Source organism: Xanthomonas hawaiiensis, assembly GCF_031834635.1.
GTDB lineage: Bacteria > Pseudomonadota > Gammaproteobacteria > Xanthomonadales > Xanthomonadaceae > Xanthomonas_A > Xanthomonas_A sacchari.
In genome coordinates, this window is record NZ_CP115873.1 from 998,968 (window position 1) to 1,016,432 (window position 17,465).

Here is a 17,465-nt window from a genome sequence, read left to right on the forward strand (position 1 = left end):
CGGCAGCGCAGGCACTGTGATTCGCGGATGCCCGGCCGATGGCCGGGCATGCGCGTTGTTCAGTTGGGCTGCACTTCCCAGAGCTGGTTGACGTTGCCCAGGCATTCCCACATCTGCGCGATGGCGCCATTGCGCGCGCCGCCAGCGGAGTCATCCAGGCACTTGCCGTTCAGGTCGCTGCGGATTTCGCCACGGATCCGCCACGCCTGCGCGCTCGTGCCGGTGCAGGCGGCCATGCGCACGACGGTGCCGTTCTGGGCCAGGTTCACCGCTTCCAGGCAATTGCCGCCGTAGCCGACGATCGATCCGTTCTTGCCGAGCTGCCAGACCTGGTTCTTGGTGCCGGTGCAGTCCCAGATCTGGACCGGTGTCCCGGTGGCCACGCCGAATTCCGCTACGTCCAGGCAGCGTCCGGTCGAGACCCGGATTTCACCGGTCGCGGGAATGTACGACCAGCGCTGGTTGGCGCCGCCGAGGTTGTCCCAGAGCTGCATCCGCGCGCCGTTGCCCGACCCGGCAGCCACCACGTCCAATACCTTGCCGCCGGTGGCGATGAGCGAGGCATTGGTGAAGTGCCAGCCCTGGTTCTCCGTGTTCAGCGATTGATAGAGCTGGAGCGGCGCACCGTTGGCGCGGCTCACGCCGCTGATGTCGAGGACCTTGTCTGTCCCTTCGCCGCGCAGGCTGCGGCTGCCGCGCTGGAACGACCACTTCTGCTGGCGGAACCCGTTGCAGCTCCAGACCTGGACGGGGGAGGCGTTGTCGGTCGCCCCACCCGCGACATCGAGGCATTTGCCGGAGGGGCCCATGACCTGGCCGGGCGAACTGGAATCGTCCAGCGGCACCACGGTCTGCCGGTACTGGACGACGTTGGGCACCGTGGTGAGGAAGGCGCGGGCGTTGTCGGCCTGATCCTGCACGCCGCAGGGTTGCCCGTTGCAGGTGGTGATCGACGGCGACGAGTACACCAGGATCTCGCTTTGCCCGTTGATCGCGTAGGCCATCGTGGTGTGGAAGCTGCCCACGTCGCTGCGATGGCCGAAATTGAAGCCCGGTTCCTGGCCGGTTTCGTGCTGGTGGCCGGAGCCGAGCAGGTGGCCGAACTCGTGGGCGAGGGTGCCGCGGGTGCAGTAGTAGCCGCCGTCCACGCCGTCGGAGATCACCGCGTAACCCCAGCGCGAATCGGTGCCGCCGGATTGCCAGGCCACACCGCAGCTCTGCTGGGCACCGTTGAAGCGCCGCACCAGGCCGACCATGTCGGCACCAAGGCGATCGCGCGCGTCGTGCAGCGGCACCAGCGCCGCGGCGGTGGCCTGGCCGACGCCCGTGAGTTCGTCGAGGGTATTGTCGTTCAACGTGTTGTCCGGGTAACTGACCTGTACGGTCCCGACCAGCCGGTAGCGCACGTTGATGTTGGCGTTGGCGAAGGACAGGTTCGCCGTCTCCACCAGATTGGTGAGCACCGTGTCGATCGCCGTGATGCCGCCGCGGTAGTCCCGATAGCCGGGCGTATAGCCGAGCAGCACGTCGATCGTGTTGGTCGAGGTGCTGCCCGCCTGCGCGTTGACCTGCGCCAGACTGCTGTACCCGGCGATATAGCCCTGTGCGGTGTCGCCCGCGGGCAGGTGGATGACCGCATCGGCCAGCTTGCGCCCGTCCGTACGGCTTCCGGCGGAATGCAGGTCGGCGCTGGCCGCCGCCATGATGTAGGGCTTCCCCTCGATCGTGGTGAGCTGGTAGGTCATGCCATCGATGGTGCCCAGCGATCCGAACACCGCGTCCTTGCCGAAGCTGATGACCGCTTCATTGCCCACCGGTTGGCCGTCCACCCGTCCGACCCAGGTCCAGATGCCGCCCTTGGCGTCGCGCCGGCTCAGATAGCTGATCTGCAGGGTCTTTCCGTCGGGCGTCGGCAACGTCATCGTGCCGTCGACGCTGGCCTTGATGGCATGCGCCTCGCTGACCGTGATCGGGTACAGGGCGAACGCGCCGTCGTGTCCGCTCGGGGTGCGGCTGGTATAGCGGATCAGCGCACCGCTGTCCTTCGCATCGAACAGGGCGGCGTGCTGTACGGCGGCCGCTGCCGTGGCGGCCGTGCCTGCAGCCAGGGCCGTCGGTTGCTGCCTTGTCCCGTTGGACGCCGCGCTGCCCTTGTCGCCGATCGCACCGCCGCAGGCGCTCAAGCCCGCGCACAGCAGTGCCGCCACACTCCACCCCATCGCTTCTGCGAACCGCATTGGAATCCCCTTGTGCCAGTCTCCGCCATCGGCCGGCTGGCCGTCATGGCACGCGTTCCGGACGCGCCCAAACTACGCCAAAACAGCATCGGCAGGTGCGGTCGATTCTGTAGACGAATGAACGCTTTAGCGCAGTGGGAATCGCATTGCGTGAAATGCGTCCATGCGCAGCGTGATGGGCATTAGGGAATCGTGGCGGCTGGCCTGGTGCCAGGCAACATCCAGGCGTTGGGCCAGATCAGGGTAGCGATGCGCTGTGTCGAGCGACACGCCGCAGGAGCGGCGTCCCGCCTCTCGCATCGGGCGATGCGGCTCAGGCCGAAGGAGGATGCCGCCGGCGCCGCACCAGGTCGCGCGCCAGGATGCCGACCACGGCGAGGTTGATCGCCAGTACCGCCCACGACGCCCAGCCGGGGTGGCGCACGATCGCGTAGACGTCGAACGGCAGGTAGATGGCCGCGGAGATGCAGCCCAGCAGCGAGGCCCAGGCCTTGGCGCGCCACAGGCCCCAGGCCTCGATGATGTGCAGCACGCCGTAGGCGAGCATGCCGGCGGCGGCCAGGTGCACCGCGCCGGGGTTGATCATGGTCAGCAGCGAGGGCAGGGCACCGTGGTCCGGGTCCAGGCTGAAGCGCACGATCAGCCGGTCCACCCCCGCGCGCAGCGGGGCCGGACCCATCAGTTCCAGCCCCGTGGCCGCCAGCACCGCGAGCAGGCCCTTGCCGGCCTCCAGCAGTGCGATCAGGTGCAGGCCCGGATGCGCATGCGGATCCGGGTTGTACGCCTTGTCGGCGGCCATGGGCGTGCGCTGCCGCTCAGCCCGCGCGGCCGGCGCGCTTGCGCTCGTTTTCGGTCAGGTGCTTCTTGCGCAAGCGGATCTCCTTCGGGGTGACTTCGACCAGTTCGTCGTCCTCGATGAAGTCCAGCGCCTGCTCCAGCGTGTACTTGATGGCCGGGGTCAGCTTGATCGCATCGTCCTTGCCCGAGGCACGCATGTTGGTCAGCGGCTTGGTCTTGATCGCGTTGACGGTCAGGTCGTTGTCCTTGGAGTGGATGCCGACCAGCTGCCCTTCATACACGTTGTCGCCTTCGGCGGCAAACAGGCGGCCGCGCTCTTCCAGCGGACCCAGCGCGTAGGCGGGGGTGGCGCCCGGCGCGTTGGCGATCATCACGCCGTTCTGGCGCTTGGCGATGGCGCCCTGTTCCTTCGGGCCGTAGTGGTCGAACACGTGGAACAGCAGGCCCGAACCCTGGGTCAGGGTGCGGAACTCGTTCTGGAAGCCGATCAGGCCACGCGCCGGGATCATGTAGTCCAGGCGCACGCGGCCCTTGCCGTCCGGCTCCATGTTCTTCAGCTGGCCCTTGCGGATGCCCAGCTTCTCCATGACGCCGCCCTGGTGCTGCTCCTCGATGTCCACCACCAGCTGCTCGACCGGCTCCATCAGCTGCCCGTCGATCTCCTTGATGATGACTTCCGGGCGCGACACGGCCAGTTCGAAGCCTTCGCGGCGCATGTTCTCGATCAGCACCGACAGGTGCAGTTCGCCGCGGCCGGAGACCAGGAACTTGTCGGCGTCTTCCAACTGCTGCACCTTCAGCGCCACGTTGTGCACGGTCTCGCGCTCCAGCCGGTCCTTGAGCTGGCGGCTGGTCAGGAACTTGCCGCCGGACAGGTCCTTGTTGCCGGCGAACGGCGAATTGTTGACCTGGAAGGTCATCGAGATGGTCGGCTCGTCCACGGTCAGCGGCGGCAGCGCCTCGGGGGCTTCCAGCGCGCACACGGTGTCGGAGATGGTCAGTTCCTGGATGCCGGAGATGGCGACGATGTCGCCGGCCTGCGCGCTGTCCTGCTCGATGCGCTCCAGGCCCAGGAAGCCCAGCACCTGCAGCACCTTGCCCTGGCGCTTCTTGCCTTCGCGGTCGATCACCGCCACCGGCATGTTCTTCTTCAGCACGCCGCGCTGGATGCGGCCGATGCCGATCACGCCGACGAAGTTGTTGTAGTCCAGCTGGCTGATGCGCATCTGGAACGGGCCGTCCGGGTCCACGTCCGGCTTCGGCGCGTGCTGCATGATCGCTTCGTACAGCGGGGTCATGTCGCCGTCGCGCACGCTGTCGTCCAGCGAGGCATAGCCGTTCAGCGCCGAGGTGTAGACGATCGGGAAGTCGAGCTGCTCGTTGGTGGCGCCGAGCTTGTCGAACAGGTCGAACACTTGGTCGATCACCCAGTCCGGACGCGCGCCGGGGCGGTCGATCTTGTTGACCACCACGATCGGCTTGAAGCCCATCGCGAACGCCTTCTGGGTCACGAAGCGGGTCTGCGGCATCGGGCCGTCCATCGCGTCGACCAGGATCAGCACGGTGTCCACCATCGACAGCACGCGCTCCACTTCGCCGCCGAAGTCGGCGTGTCCGGGGGTGTCGACGATGTTGATGCGGTTGCCCTGCCAGGTGATGGCGGTGTTCTTGGCCAGGATGGTGATGCCGCGTTCCTTTTCCTGGTCGTTGCTGTCCATCACGCGCTCGGCCAGCACCGTGCGCTCGGACAGGGTGCCGGACTGCTTCAGCAGGCAGTCGACGAGGGTGGTCTTGCCGTGGTCGACGTGGGCGACGATGGCGATATTGCGAAGATTTTCGATGGACATGCGAAAGGGGGCCAGCCGGCGCCAGGAGGAGGAAAGGAAGCCACCTAGTATACCCGGATCCCGTGACGCCTGCCGGCGTCCGGCGGCGGCGGGCCGGGCGGGGGGCATTCAGGCGCCGGCGACGGGTGCGGGCGAAGCCTGAACGAGGCGGCGTGTATCCTATGCGCCCCTCATGACGCCCCCGTTTCCAAGGAATCCCATGTCCCTGATCGCCCATTTCGACACCGCCCGCGGCCCGATCAAGATCGAGCTGTATCCCGACAAGGCCCCGCTGACCGTGGCCAACTTCGTGAACCTGGCCAAGCGCGGCTTCTACGACGGGCTGAACTTCCACCGCGTGATCGCCGACTTCATGATCCAGGGCGGTTGCCCGGAAGGCTCCGGCCGCGGCGGCCCGGGCTACCGCTTCGAGGACGAGACCAACAACGGCGTGCGCCACGAGCGCGGCGTGCTGTCCATGGCCAATGCCGGCCCCAGCACCAACGGCAGCCAGTTCTTCATCACCCACACCGCCACCCCGTGGCTGGACGGCAAACACACCGTGTTCGGCAAGGTGCTCGAGGGCCTGGACGTGGTCGACAGCGTCGCCCAGGGCGACGTGATCAACAAGATCACCATCGAAGGCGACGCCGACGCGGTGCTGGCGGCCAAGGCCGACCGCGTCGCCGAGTGGAACCGCACCCTCGACGCCTGATCCGGCGCTGTCCGCGCGACCGGTCCTGCGGCCGGGCGCGCGGAGCCTGCGTGCTACCATTTTCCCGATTGATTGCCGCACCCGACCGCCGATGACGATGCGCCCCCTTGTGTTGTGCCTGCTGCTGCTCGCCATCGGCAGCGGCGTGCATGCCTGGTGGCGCAGTGCGGCCACGGCGCCGTCGGCCGCCCTGGCCGCCGGCGACCCGCGGCGGCTGACGGGCGACGAAGGCATCGTCATGCTCGCCGCCGACTGGTGCGGCTACTGCCGCCGGCAACAGGCCGATTTCGCCCGCGCCCAGGTCCCCTACACGGTCCTGGACGTGGAGCAGGAGGCCGGCCGCCAGGCCGCCGCCGCGCTGGGCCTGGAAGGCGTGCCGATCACCGTGATCGGCCAGCACGTGGTCGAAGGCTACGACACCGCCGCCCTGGACCTGCACCTGCAGGCGCTGGGCTATCGCGTCTACTGATCCACCCCACCCACTTTCTTAGCAGAGGAATCCCCCATGAAAGCACCCGTTCGTGTTGCCGTGACCGGCGCCGCCGGCCAGATCGGTTATGCCCTGCTGTTCCGCATCGCCTCCGGCGAAATGCTGGGCAAGGACCAGCCGGTGATCCTGCAGTTGCTGGAACTGCCGATGGAGAAGGCCCAGGCCGCGCTGAAGGGCGTGATGATGGAGCTGGAAGACTGCGCGTTCCCGCTGCTGGCCGGCATGGTCGGCACCGACGACGCCGAAGTGGCGTTCAAGGACGCCGACATCGCCCTGCTGGTCGGCGCGCGTCCGCGCGGCCCGGGTATGGAGCGCAAGGACCTGCTGCTGGAGAACGCCAAGATCTTCACCGCGCAGGGCGCGGCGCTGAACAAGGTGGCCAAGCGCGACGTCAAGGTGCTGGTGGTCGGCAACCCGGCCAACACCAATGCCTACATCGCCATGAAGTCGGCGCCGGACCTGAACCCGAAGAACTTCACCGCCATGCTGCGCCTGGACCACAACCGCGCGCTGAGCCAGCTCTCGCTCAAGCTTGGCAAGCCGGTCGGCGGCATCGAGAAGCTGGTGGTGTGGGGCAACCACAGCCCGACCATGTACCCGGACTACCGCTTCGCCACCGCCGACGGCACCTCCATCGCCGACGCGATCAACGACCAGGAATGGAACGCCGGCACCTTCATCCCGACCGTGGGCAAGCGCGGCGCGGCGATCATCGAAGCGCGCGGCCTGTCCTCGGCCGCCTCGGCCGCCAACGCCGCCATCGACCACGTGCGCGACTGGGTGCTGGGCAGCAACGGCAAGTGGGTGACGATGGGCGTGCCGTCTGACGGCTCCTACGGCATCCCGGAAGGCGTGATCTTCGGTTTCCCGGTCACCACCGAGAACGGCAAGTACACCATCGTCAAGGATCTGCCGATCGACGACTTCAGCCAGAAGTACGTCGACAAGACCCTGGCCGAGCTGGAAGAAGAGCGCAGCGGCGTGGCCCACCTGCTGGGCTGATCGCCACCGCGATCGCGTCGTCACGGAACGCCGGGCCCTGCCCGGCGTTTCGCGTTGTGGGAGTCCGACATGATGAATCTGATCCACTGGCGGCTGTACGTCGCCGTCGTCGAGTGCGGCAGCATCAGCGCAGGCGCCGCGCGTTGCGGCATCACCCAGTCCGGCGCCAGCCAGGCCATCGCGCAGATGGAGCACGTGCTGGGCGCGGCGCTGCTGCTGCGCGAGCGCGGGCGGATCCGGCCGACCCCATTCGGTACGCGTGCGCTGGAACATGCGCGGGCGATGCTGGTCGAGCTAGGGCAGATCCAGGCCCTGGCCAGGGCGCAGCGTGCACCGGGTGCGGCCTCGCTGCGGGTCGCCGGCTTCGCCTCGTCGCGGCCCTGGCTGGCGCCGCGCCTGCGCGCGTTCGAGCGGGCGCATCCGCACACGGGTGTGGTCTGGCTGGAAGGCAGCGACGAAGAGGTCGAGGCCTGGCTGGCGGCCGGCAACGTCGACCTGGGCGTGGTGCTGGATCCGGCGCCGGATCGCGATGCCACGGTGTTCGGCGAGGACGAGTGGCTGGCGGTGCTGCCGCCGGCGCTGGCGCGTCCGCAGGCGCGCGACATCGCCCTGACGGAGCTGCTGGCGCTGCCGTTCGTACTGGCTACCGGCGGTTGCTGGTTGCATGCGCAGCGCCTGGCCGAGCGTGAGGGACTGACGATCGCCGACCTGCGCCTGCAGGTGCGCGACTGGTCCAGCGCGTGGACCCTGGTGCGCGATGGCGCGGGCGCCAGCCTGCTGCCGGCGTCGGTGCTGCCGGCCGCGCGCGACGGCGTGCAGGTTCTGCCGTTGCAGCCGCGGCTGCAGCGCCGCTTCGCATTGGTCGCTGCTGCACACGTGGCGCCGGCCGCGTTGCAACTGCGCGGGTTCCTGGCCGAAGCCATTAGCAGCGCTACTGGCGCGCCCTGACATTCTTGTTTCTCGACGGCCCCCGTGCCACGCACACTGCGCGCGCCGACTGTCCGGTGTTCCTGCGAGACCGTTTCGATGCACCTCTATGCCGCTCCTGGCGCGTGCTCCCTGGCGCCGCACATCGTGCTGCGCGAACTGCAACTGCCGTTCCGGCTGGTGCACGTGGACAACCGTAGCAAGCGTACTGCGGAGGGCGAGGATTTCCGGGCGATCAATCCCAAGGGTTATGTGGCCGCGCTGCAACTGGACGACGGCCAGGTGCTGACCGAGGGGCCGGCGATCCTGCTGTACCTGGCCGACCGTTGCCCACAGGCGGCGTTGGCGCCGCCCGCGGCCGCAGACGCCTTGCCGCGCTATCGCCTGTACGAGTGGCTCGCCTTCATCAACAGCGAACTGCATGCCGGCAGCGTGCCGCTGTTCGATGCCGGGCTGGCGCCGGAGCGGCGCGCCGCGGTCGCCGCCCGCCTGCTGCAGCGCTATGGCCATGCCGAGACCGCGCTAAGCGCGCGGCCGTACCTGCTCGGCGAGCGTTTCGGCGTGGCCGATGCCTACCTGTTCACGGTGCTCGGCTGGCTGCCGCGGTTCGGCCTGTCGCTGGACGCGCATCCGGCGTTGGCCGCTTACGCGGCGCGCATCGCGCAGCGTCCCAGCGTGGTGGCGGCGCTGGCCGCCGAGCAGGCGCTGCAACCGGCCTGAGCGCGGCCCGCGGGTGGGGCCAGGGCATGACCTTCGGCGCTCGGCCGCTGCGCGGCGGCCGTGCTACGTTGCCGGGGCCATTCGAAGGGGGTTTCGATCATGCTCATGCCGTTCCGCTGGATCGGCGCGCTGGCGCTCGCCAGTGCGTTGCCTGTTGCCGCCCATGCCGCCACCGCCGACAGCGGTTACCGGCAACCGCCCGAGCCGCTGCTGGGCGTGATGCGCGCGCCGCTCAACCCGTCGCCGCGGCTTGACCCGACCGGGCGCACCCTGCTGCTGGTGGAGCGTCAGGCCTACCCGCCGATCGCGCGTGTCGCCGAGCCGTACCTGAAACTGGCCGGTGTGCGCGTGGAGCCGCGTACCCACGCCCGCCACGATATGTCCAGCGGCTACGGCATTCGCGCCTGCCTGGACGGCTTCAGCCTGGTCGACGTGGCCAGCGGCAAGCAGACCGCGGTGACCCTGCCGGCCGGGGCCTGCCCGGCGCAGCCGGTGTGGTCGCCGGACGGCCGTCGCTTCGCCTTCAACAACACCGCGGCCGACCGCGTCGAACTGTGGCTGGGCGACGTCGCCACCGGCGCGGTGCGCCGCATCGACGGCGTGCAGCTCAACCCGGTGCTGGGCGGCGAGATCCAGTGGCTGGGCGGCAGCGACACGCTGCTGGTGCGCACGGTGCCGCAGGGTCTGGGCCCGGCGCCGGTGAAGGCGGCGGTGCCGCCGGGGCCGGAGGTGAAGGAAGCGATCCGCGGCAAGGGCGAGAGCAGCACCTACGAGGCCCGCGACACCCTGTCCAGCCCCGAGGACGAGGCCCAGTTCACCTACTACGCCACTTCGCAGTTGGTCACCGTGGATGCCGCCAGCGGCAAACTGCGCACGATCGGCAAGCCGGCGGTGTACTCGGTGGTCGACGGCGCGCCGGACGGCCGCCACGTGCGCGTGGAGCGCCTGCAGCGCCCGTATTCCTACGTCACCACCTACGGCCGCTTCGCCCACGACGTGGCGGTGCTGGACCTGGCCGACGGTAGCGAGCGCGTGCTGGCCAACCTGCCGGTGGCCGACCGGGTGCCGGTGCATGGCGTGCCGACCGGGCCGCGTGCCTACGGCTGGCGTTCCAACCAGCCGGCCACCCTGGTCTGGGCCGAGGCGCTGGACGGCGGCGACTGGAAGACGAGCGTTCCTGCCCGCGACAAGCTGTTGACCCTGTCGGCGCCGTTCACCGGCAAGCCGCGCGAACTGGCCAAGGTGACCCAGCGTTACGCCGGCTTGAGCTGGTTCGCGCAGGGTGGGCAGGTGTTGCTGGACGAGTACGACGAGAACCGCCACTGGCGCCGCACCACGCTGTTGGACGCGGACCGCCCCGGCAGCGCCGGACGGGTGCTGTTCGACCTGTCCACCGACGACCTTTACGCCGATCCAGGCACGCCCGAGCTGCGTCGCTTGCCAAACGGCGAGTACGTGCTGCGCGAGGACAACGGCGCGCTGTTCCTGAGCGGACAGGGCGCCACCCCGGCCGGCGACCGGCCGTTCCTGGATCGGTACGAGCTGGCGAGCGGCAAGACCCAGCGCCTGTTCCGCAGCGGCGCCGACGTCGACGAAGCCTTTGCCGGATTCGCCAGCGACGACACCACCCGCTTGCTGACCTGGCGGCAGTCGCCGAGCGACCCGCCCAACGTGTACCTGCGCACGCTGGGCCAGGCGCAGCCGGCCGCGGCGGCCGGCGAGGCAGTGGTCGCCTCCACCCTGGCGCCGGTGACCCGCTTCCCCGACCCGACCCCGGTGGTGCGGCAGATCAAGAAGCGCCTGGTGACCTATAAGCGCAAGGACGGCGTGGAACTGTCCTTCACCCTGTACACGCCGCCCGGCTACAAGGAAGGCACGCGGGTGCCGGCGATCCTCTACGCCTATCCGCTGGACTACGCCGATGCCTCCAAGGCCGGCCAGGTCAGCGGCGCCAACGACCGCGACTTCACCCGCCTGCATTCCTACCAACTGCTGCTGCTGGCCGGCTACGCGATCATCGACGATGCCGCGTTCCCGATCGTCGGCGACCCGAAGACCGCCTACGACACCTACCTGCAGCAACTGGTGGAGAACGCACAGGCGGCGGTGGACAAGGCGGTGGCGCTGGGCGTGGTCGACCGCGACCGCATCGGCGTCACCGGCCACAGCCACGGCGCGCTGATGGCGGCCAACCTGCTGGCGCACACCGACCTGTTCCGCGCCGGCGTGGCCACCAGCGGCAGCTACAACAAGACCCTGACCCCGTTCGGCTTCCAGAACGAGCGGCGTTCGTTCTGGGCCGCGCCGGAGGTGTACGCGCAGGCCTCGGCGTTCTTCCACGCCGACAAGATCAACGAGCCGCTGCTGCTGGTGCACGGCATGGACGACGCCAACCCCGGCACCGAGACCACCCAGGCCCCGCGCATGTTCCAGGCCATCCGCGGCCTCGGCGGCACCGCGCGGCTGGTGCTGCTGCCGTTCGAACCGCACTGGTACACCGCGCGCGAGTCCAACGAGGACGTGGTGGCGGAGATGCTGGAGTGGTTCGACCGTTATGTGAAGCAGGCGCCGCCGCGTGCGGCGTCGGCGGACAAGGCGGCACAGAAGCAATAGCTCGACGATTTAGGAGCGCACGATGAACTTGCGTTTTCTTTGCGCGCCAGTGCTGCTGGCGCTCACCGCATGCGGTGCCGTCGACACGATGAAGAATGCGTACGCGCATTCGCAGGAGGTAGCGGCCGACCTGGAGAAATCGGTCGGCAGCAAGCCCGCGGTCGGCTTCAACTGGGCGAACGGCTCGCTGGTCCAGGTCACGGTCAGTTTCCAGGGCGTGCCGCACAAGCCGCTGGCGCAGATCGTGCAGCTCAGCAAGGATTCGGTGGCCACGCGTTTCGAGCAGGCGCCGGGGAATGTGGTGGTGACGTTTACGGTGCCGGGGAAGTAGGTCGGTCTCCGGCGATTCGTCCAGCCGACGCCGCGTTGCGGCGCGGCTCGATCCAGGCGTGAGGCGAGCCATGGGCAGTCCCTGTTACCCCGGTACGACGACGCCTGTTCGTCGTGGCGACCTGGTCAAGTGGCACGGTGACACACTCCCATCGCGAGTGCTCTTTGTCATCAGTACCGGTGACTTCCCCCCGGAAGAAGACCTGGCCTCGAGAGAGTGGTTCCGGTTGGAGTTTGGCGAAGGCATCATGATCGACACGCCGACCGCGGGTTGGGTGCTTGAGTCGGAAGACTGCGCGAACCTGGTGTTGCTGCATGCGGTCGATGAGCGCGCCTGACCAAGCGCGTTCTAGCCAATGGTGTTGTAGCAATGGTGAATCGTGGCGAAGGAGTTCTGTATGCAGCACGCGGATGATGCGGTTGATATCGAGCGACTTGTAACTGTGTTGGTCGCAGAGGGGTACTACGCGTATTGCAAGTGGGACGGCGCGGTGCCGCTCTTGTTCGCTCTGGGCGAAAAGAAGACGCACTCGGTGGACGTGCGGCGTCGCGGCGAGCACGTGGCCGTGCATTACTGGTTCGGGTATCCCGACGACGACTTCATTCGCGAAGAACGGTTCCAGACCTTCGCTGAGACGGAGGCGCCGGTTAGGGCTTGGCTCGCCAGGGACACCCCGAGCTGACACGGCGTCGCGGCAGCTCCGTTCAAGGGTGCGACACCGCGCTGCACTGAGGCTGGATCCGCGTTCTTCGCCTGGGACCCTTCGACCAAGGTCGGAACGACGCCCGCGCCGCCAAAGGACTATGCTCGGAGCCGGTGCATCGGCCTTGGGAGGGGCGGCATGGACTACGCGACGCTGTACCGACGTTCGATCGAGCGGCCCGAGGAATTCTGGGCCGAGCAGGCCAGGGCGATCCACTGGGAGCGCCCGCCGCAGGCGATCCTGGAATACGACACGCCGCCGTTCCGGCGCTGGTTCGCCGGCGGCCTGACCAACCTGTGCCACAACGCGGTCGACCGGCACCTGCCGGCGCGCGCCGCGCAGTTGGCCCTGGTCGCGGTGTCCAGCGAAACCGGGCAGACCCAGGAGATCACCTATGCGCAGTTGCACCGCGAGGTCAACGCCTTCGCCGCGGTGCTGCAGCGGCTGGACGTGCAGCGCGGCGACCGCGTGGTCATCTACATGCCGAACATGGCCGAGGCGATGTACGCGATGCTGGCCTGCGCGCGCATCGGTGCGGTGCACTCGGTGGTGTTCGGCGGCTTCGCCGCGCACAACCTGGCGCTGCGCATCGACGATGCGCGACCCAAGCTGCTGATCGCCGCCGATGCCGGCAGCCGCGGCGGCAAGCGCATTCCCTACAAGCCGTTGGTCGATGCGGCGTGCGCCGAAGCCAGCGCGCCGCCGCCGACGGTGCTGATCGTCTCGCGCGGGCTGGATCCGGCGCAGCCGCGCGTGCCCGGGCGCGACGTCGACTACGCCGCGCTGCGTGCCGAGGTCGGCGATGCGCAGGTGCCGGTGGTGTGGCTGGAATCCAACGAACCCAGCTACCTGCTGTACACCTCCGGCACCACCGGCAAGCCCAAGGGCGTGCAGCGCGATGTCGGCGGGCATGCGGTGGCGCTGGCGCTGTCGATGCGCACCGTGTTCGACTGCGGCCCGGGGCAGACCATGTTTTCCACCTCCGACGTGGGCTGGGCGGTGGGGCATTCGTACAACGTGTACGGCCCGCTGATCGTCGGCGCGACCTCGCTGCTGTACGAAGGCCTGCCGGTGCAGCCGGATCCGGGCGTGTGGTGGGCGCTGTGCGAGAAGTACCGGGTGCGCACCATGTTTTCTTCGCCCACCGCGATCCGCGTGCTGAAGAAGCATCCGGTGCGCTATCTGCGCGAGCGCGACCTGAGCGCGCTGCGCTATCTGTTCCTGGCCGGCGAGCCGCTGGACGAGCCGACCGCGCTGTGGATCGGCGAGGCGCTGGGCAAGCCGGTGATCGACAACTACTGGCAGACCGAAACCGGCTGGCCGGTGCTGACGCTGCTGCCGGGCGTCGAACTGCGGCCGGTGAAACCGGGTTCGCCGGGCTTTCCCAACCTCGGCTACCGCACGCGCATCGTCGACGAGCACGGCGTCGAGGTGCCGGCCGGGCGCAAGGGCGTGCTGGTGATCGAGCCGCCGCTGCCGCCGGGCTGCATGACCACGGTGTGGAACGACGATGCGCGCTTCCTGCGCAGCTACTTCAGCCACTTCGACACGCTGCTGTACAGCTCGCTGGACTGGGCGATCCGCGACGAGGACGGCTACACCTTCATCCTCGGCCGCACCGACGACGTGATCAACGTGGCCGGGCATCGGCTGGGTACGCGCGAGATCGAGGAAGCCATTGCCGGCCACGCCGACGTGGCCGAAGTGGCGGTGATCGGCATGCACGACGAATTGAAGGGGCAGGTGCCGGTGGTGTTCGCGACGCTGAAGCAGGCTGCGCCGGATGCCGCGGCGGTGGTCGAAGAACTGCGCCAGTGCGTGGTGGAGCGTCTTGGCGCGGTGGCGCGGCCGGCGCAGGTGTATCTGGTGCAGGCGTTGCCGAAGACGCGCTCGGGCAAGCTGTTGCGGCGCTCGCTCCAGGCGCTGGCCGAGCAGCGCGATCCGGGCGATCTGTCGACGCTGGACGATCCCGGCGCGCTGGAGGAAATCCGTCGCGCCTTGCGCGGTTGACCTGCGACGCCGGCGCAGACGCGCCGGCGTTCGCAGCGCCGATCAGCTCAGCCCTTCGGCCTGCAGCGCCGCCTGCACCTGCGGATCGGCGGACATGCGTTCGAAATGCAGCTGCAGATTGGGGCCGAGCGCGATCTGCTGCGCGCGCGCCCAGCGCAGCGTGACGAACAGGTACGCATCGGCGATGGAACGGCGCGCGCCGCCCAGCCAGGTCTGCTGTTCCAGCGCGGCTTCCACGCGCGTGTACAGCGTGCGCACGCGCTCGCGTGCGTGTTCCTGGGTGCGCGCGATCACCGCGGCATCGTCGAGATAGCGGGTGCTGCCGAACAGCGGATGGAAGGCCGGATGCAGATCGGCGTTGAGGAAGGCCAGCCAGCGCTGCACCTCGGCGCGACTGCGCGGGCTGCCGTCGCCGGCCAGGTGCGCGTCGGGCGCGAGATCGGCGATGTAGTTGAGGATCGCCGAGTTCTGGGTGAGCACCCAGTCGTCCATCTGCAGCGCGGGCACCGCGCCGGCCGGATTGATCGCCAGATACGCGGGCGCCTTCATCGCGGCCGCATCGAGCAGCTTCAGTTCGAACGGCAATCCCGCCCAGCGCAGCGCGATGTGATCGGCCAGCGAACAGGCGCCGGGTTTGGAATAGAGTTTCATGGCAGGCGGCTCCGCATCGGTAAGAACGCCAGAGCGTACCCGTTGCGCGGGGCGCTTGGCGATCACGACGCGCCATGCATGGCGCGCGGGAGCCTGCGTCAGGACGTGCCTGCGCGGCGAACGGCCAGAACGACTAGGACGCGTTGCGCGGACGCAGCTTCTGCACGCGATAGAACGTGTGGTCGCCGATGGTCGCGACCTGGTAGGCGTTGCGCCAGCTCGGGCTGGCGATCGCATGCGCGGCAAAGTGGCTGGCGCCGGGCACGATCTCCTTGCGCTGGCCCTGCGGCAACGCCCAGTTGCGCTCGGCGTCGAAGGACACCTTCACCGCATCGGCCCAGGCGTCGTCGTTCTTCAGTTCGGTGCCCGGCTTCACCAGGCCTGGGGCGAACTGCTTGCGTGCGGTGACCACCTCGCACATGGAATCGCCCCACAGGCCGCTGTCCAGGCGACGCAGCGCGACTTCGGCAACGGCCTGTTGTCCGCGCAGCGTCTGGTCGCGCGCTTCCAGGTACACGGTGGTGCTGAGGCAAAGCGAATCGGCAGCGGGTTGCGGCAACAATTGCGACAGCCAGAGGATCCAGGCCAGTTTCATCGTACTCCTTGCTCCGTGTGGGCCGTCGTCGTGGCGCTGCGCCGGGGTGGCGCGGCAAGCGATGCGGCTTGGCGTCATGGGGAGGCGGCCTGTCACGGGCCGCCCGGGTGCCGGCAATCTGAAGTCCGGCGGGACCCGCCAAGATGGGCGGATCGGAAGAGGCGCGCACAATAGGCGCCGCTTCCCGAATCGCAACTGAACCCCGCTGCTTGACAGGGTTCACATCTCGCGACGCGCCAACGCCGTCGCGCCTGGTCGCGCGACGGCATGGTGCAGCGCCGCAATGTAGCGCGTCACTTCAGGGAAACTGTTTGCGCTGCATCAGCATCGCGTACACCTTCACCACCGGATCGGCGTGTCCGCTCAATTGCGCGAGGCGTTGGTCGCGATCCGGCCAGCGTTGTGACTGCTCCGCGACTACGCGCAGATCGCCGAACCAGGTGTCGTGATCGCGTGCGTAGTAGGGGCCGCTCAGCAACGTGGCAAGCAGGTGCATGCCGCGGTCGCGCGCTGCGCCCGCCGGCGCGTACTCAAGATAGCGCAGCAACTCGCGCAGGCGCGCGCGCTGCACGCGGCCGCTGGCGTCGCTGGCCGCGGTCTGTTGCAGCACGCCGTGGTCGAGTTGGTCGAGGAACTCGCTCGACGCGGTTTCGATGGCGGAATCTCCGGCACCGGCGCCGGCGGCGGCGTCCAGCAATTGCGCACGGATGTTGTAGCCGGCCTGGCGGATCAGCGAAATCGCATCCGCATCGATCGACTGCACGGGGGCCGGCGGCGCCGGCACGATGCGCTCGCTGGGCAGTTCGGCGACGAAGCGTTGCTCCAGCAGCCAGTGGTTGCCGAGCACGCTGGACGGACAGCGTGCCTGCGCAAGATGTGCGGCGACATAGCCGCGATAGGCGGTGTGCAGTCGCTCGCGCAATGCGGCGTCGGACAGTTGTTGCAGCACCAGCGGCATGTCGCCGGCCACGCTCAGTTCGGAGGCGGTGAAACCGGCGTCGTCGCCGCGGATGCGTTCGAACATCCGCGCCAGGCTGTCGGCGAGTCGTGCCTGTCCTGCGCTGTCCAGCGGCGCAGCGGCGAGCGCCATCTTCAGTGCCGGGGCGGTATCGGTTTCATGGTGCGCCGCGTCCACGCGTGCGGCGAGTGCGCTGGCGCGCGCCGCCGATTGTGCAGGCTGCAATGCGGTGGCCAATGCATAGGTCGGGCTGGGATCGTCGAGATAGTCGGCGTCGCAATCGCCTGCATGCGGCGTCGGCAGCGCGGCGAACACCGTCTGCGCCTGCGCCGGTGTGGCGCGCTGTGCGGCGCGCGTCTGCAGCGTCAGTTGATCCAGGCCGGCGGTCCGCGGCATCCGCAATTCGTTGTCGCGCTCTTCGTCGATGCTGCCGACGCGGGCCAGACCAGGCAGGCGCCGCTGCGCGCGCTCGGCCAATGCCACGGCCTGTTGCGTCAGCCGTTGCGCAGCTGCGGCGCGGTTGCCATCGGCTTGCAGATCGGTAGAGGCGGCGAGGCGCAGCAGCACATCGGCCTGGAAGTCGGCGGGCAGCGCCTGCGCCGCGGCCAGCACCGCGCTCGCGGGCGGTCCAGGCATGGCATTGCCGTTCACCGACGGGGTGTCGGTGTGCACAGGCGTCTGTACGCCGGCAGGCGCGTGCGTTGCGAGGGAAGCGGGCGCTGCGGTTTGCGCGCCGTGGGCGGTGGCCGCGCGTTGCAGCAGCGGCACGCACGCGCCGGCGACCAGCAGCGCGAGAAGCAGATGGCGGGGACGTGGGGCGGAACGCATGGGAACTCCTGAAGGCGGACGACGGACTGCACGGCGCATGGGCGCCGTGCAGGACCGGGGA

The 17,465-nt window shown here is 68.9% G+C and carries 16 protein-coding genes; 10 read left to right on the plus strand and 6 right to left on the minus strand.

Features of this window, described 5'->3' with window-relative positions; translation table 11 throughout:
* Nucleotides 1-59: 59 nt before the first annotated feature.
* The 3 genes from PG878_RS04405 to typA all read right to left on the minus strand — a co-directional run bounded on the left by PG878_RS04405 (nucleotide 60) and on the right by typA (nucleotide 4,882).
* Nucleotides 60-2,237 carry a ricin-type beta-trefoil lectin domain protein gene (locus PG878_RS04405; protein WP_244663387.1) on the minus strand — a complete coding sequence of 726 codons (2,178 nt, stop codon included), beginning with the start codon at nucleotides 2,235-2,237 and terminating at the stop codon, nucleotides 60-62.
* A gap of 313 nt (nucleotides 2,238-2,550) precedes the next feature.
* On the minus strand, nucleotides 2,551-3,036 hold the full coding sequence (locus PG878_RS04410) for a DUF2127 domain-containing protein (protein ID WP_209031949.1): 486 nt from the start codon (nucleotides 3,034-3,036) through the stop codon (nucleotides 2,551-2,553).
* A 16-nt stretch (nucleotides 3,037-3,052) separates the two neighbouring features.
* Nucleotides 3,053-4,882: a translational GTPase TypA gene (typA, locus tag PG878_RS04415; protein WP_010340464.1), complete on the minus strand. Its 1,830-nt coding sequence runs from the start codon at nucleotides 4,880-4,882 to the stop codon at nucleotides 3,053-3,055.
* 199 nt (nucleotides 4,883-5,081) lie between these two features.
* On the opposite strand from typA, the gene PG878_RS04420 reads away from it, so the two are divergent.
* The 10 genes from PG878_RS04420 to prpE all read left to right on the plus strand — a co-directional run bounded on the left by PG878_RS04420 (nucleotide 5,082) and on the right by prpE (nucleotide 14,372).
* On the plus strand, nucleotides 5,082-5,576 hold the full coding sequence (locus tag PG878_RS04420; RefSeq protein ID WP_010340465.1) for a peptidylprolyl isomerase: 495 nt from the start codon (nucleotides 5,082-5,084) through the stop codon (nucleotides 5,574-5,576).
* Between the two features lie 91 nt (nucleotides 5,577-5,667).
* Nucleotides 5,668-6,045: a glutaredoxin family protein gene (locus tag PG878_RS04425; RefSeq protein WP_209031950.1), complete on the plus strand. Its 378-nt coding sequence runs from the start codon at nucleotides 5,668-5,670 to the stop codon at nucleotides 6,043-6,045.
* Between the two features lie 36 nt (nucleotides 6,046-6,081).
* Nucleotides 6,082-7,068: a malate dehydrogenase gene (locus PG878_RS04430; protein ID WP_209031951.1), complete on the plus strand. Its 987-nt coding sequence runs from the start codon at nucleotides 6,082-6,084 to the stop codon at nucleotides 7,066-7,068.
* A 69-nt stretch (nucleotides 7,069-7,137) separates the two neighbouring features.
* Nucleotides 7,138-8,016 (plus strand): LysR family transcriptional regulator, encoded by an 879-nt coding sequence (locus PG878_RS04435; protein ID WP_209031952.1) that lies wholly within the window; start codon nucleotides 7,138-7,140, stop codon nucleotides 8,014-8,016.
* Between the two features lie 78 nt (nucleotides 8,017-8,094).
* A complete protein-coding gene (gene gstA, locus PG878_RS04440; protein WP_209031953.1) occupies nucleotides 8,095-8,715 on the plus strand; it encodes a glutathione transferase GstA in 621 nt (206 codons plus the stop codon).
* A 99-nt stretch (nucleotides 8,716-8,814) separates the two neighbouring features.
* Nucleotides 8,815-11,328 carry a S9 family peptidase gene (locus PG878_RS04445; protein ID WP_209031954.1) on the plus strand — a complete coding sequence of 838 codons (2,514 nt, stop codon included), beginning with the start codon at nucleotides 8,815-8,817 and terminating at the stop codon, nucleotides 11,326-11,328.
* Between the two features lie 22 nt (nucleotides 11,329-11,350).
* A complete protein-coding gene (locus PG878_RS04450) occupies nucleotides 11,351-11,659 on the plus strand; it encodes a hypothetical protein (RefSeq protein WP_209031955.1) in 309 nt (102 codons plus the stop codon).
* 157 nt (nucleotides 11,660-11,816) lie between these two features.
* A complete protein-coding gene (locus PG878_RS04455) occupies nucleotides 11,817-11,996 on the plus strand; it encodes a hypothetical protein (RefSeq protein ID WP_209031956.1) in 180 nt (59 codons plus the stop codon).
* A 42-nt stretch (nucleotides 11,997-12,038) separates the two neighbouring features.
* Nucleotides 12,039-12,341 (plus strand): hypothetical protein, encoded by a 303-nt coding sequence (locus tag PG878_RS04460; protein ID WP_311186021.1) that lies wholly within the window; start codon nucleotides 12,039-12,041, stop codon nucleotides 12,339-12,341.
* A 159-nt stretch (nucleotides 12,342-12,500) separates the two neighbouring features.
* Nucleotides 12,501-14,372: a propionate--CoA ligase gene (prpE, locus tag PG878_RS04465; RefSeq protein WP_209031958.1), complete on the plus strand. Its 1,872-nt coding sequence runs from the start codon at nucleotides 12,501-12,503 to the stop codon at nucleotides 14,370-14,372.
* A gap of 42 nt (nucleotides 14,373-14,414) precedes the next feature.
* Here the strand turns inward: prpE and PG878_RS04470 are convergent, their stop codons facing one another.
* The 3 genes from PG878_RS04470 to PG878_RS04480 all read right to left on the minus strand — a co-directional run bounded on the left by PG878_RS04470 (nucleotide 14,415) and on the right by PG878_RS04480 (nucleotide 17,443).
* Nucleotides 14,415-15,023 (minus strand): glutathione S-transferase N-terminal domain-containing protein, encoded by a 609-nt coding sequence (locus PG878_RS04470; protein ID WP_209031959.1) that lies wholly within the window; start codon nucleotides 15,021-15,023, stop codon nucleotides 14,415-14,417.
* A 133-nt stretch (nucleotides 15,024-15,156) separates the two neighbouring features.
* A complete protein-coding gene (locus tag PG878_RS04475; RefSeq protein ID WP_010340474.1) occupies nucleotides 15,157-15,618 on the minus strand; it encodes a cell wall hydrolase in 462 nt (153 codons plus the stop codon).
* Between the two features lie 298 nt (nucleotides 15,619-15,916).
* Complete coding sequence (locus PG878_RS04480; protein WP_425611760.1) at nucleotides 15,917-17,443, minus strand: hypothetical protein; 1,527 nt, start codon at nucleotides 17,441-17,443, stop codon at nucleotides 15,917-15,919.
* Between the last annotated feature and the right edge of the window lie 22 nt (nucleotides 17,444-17,465).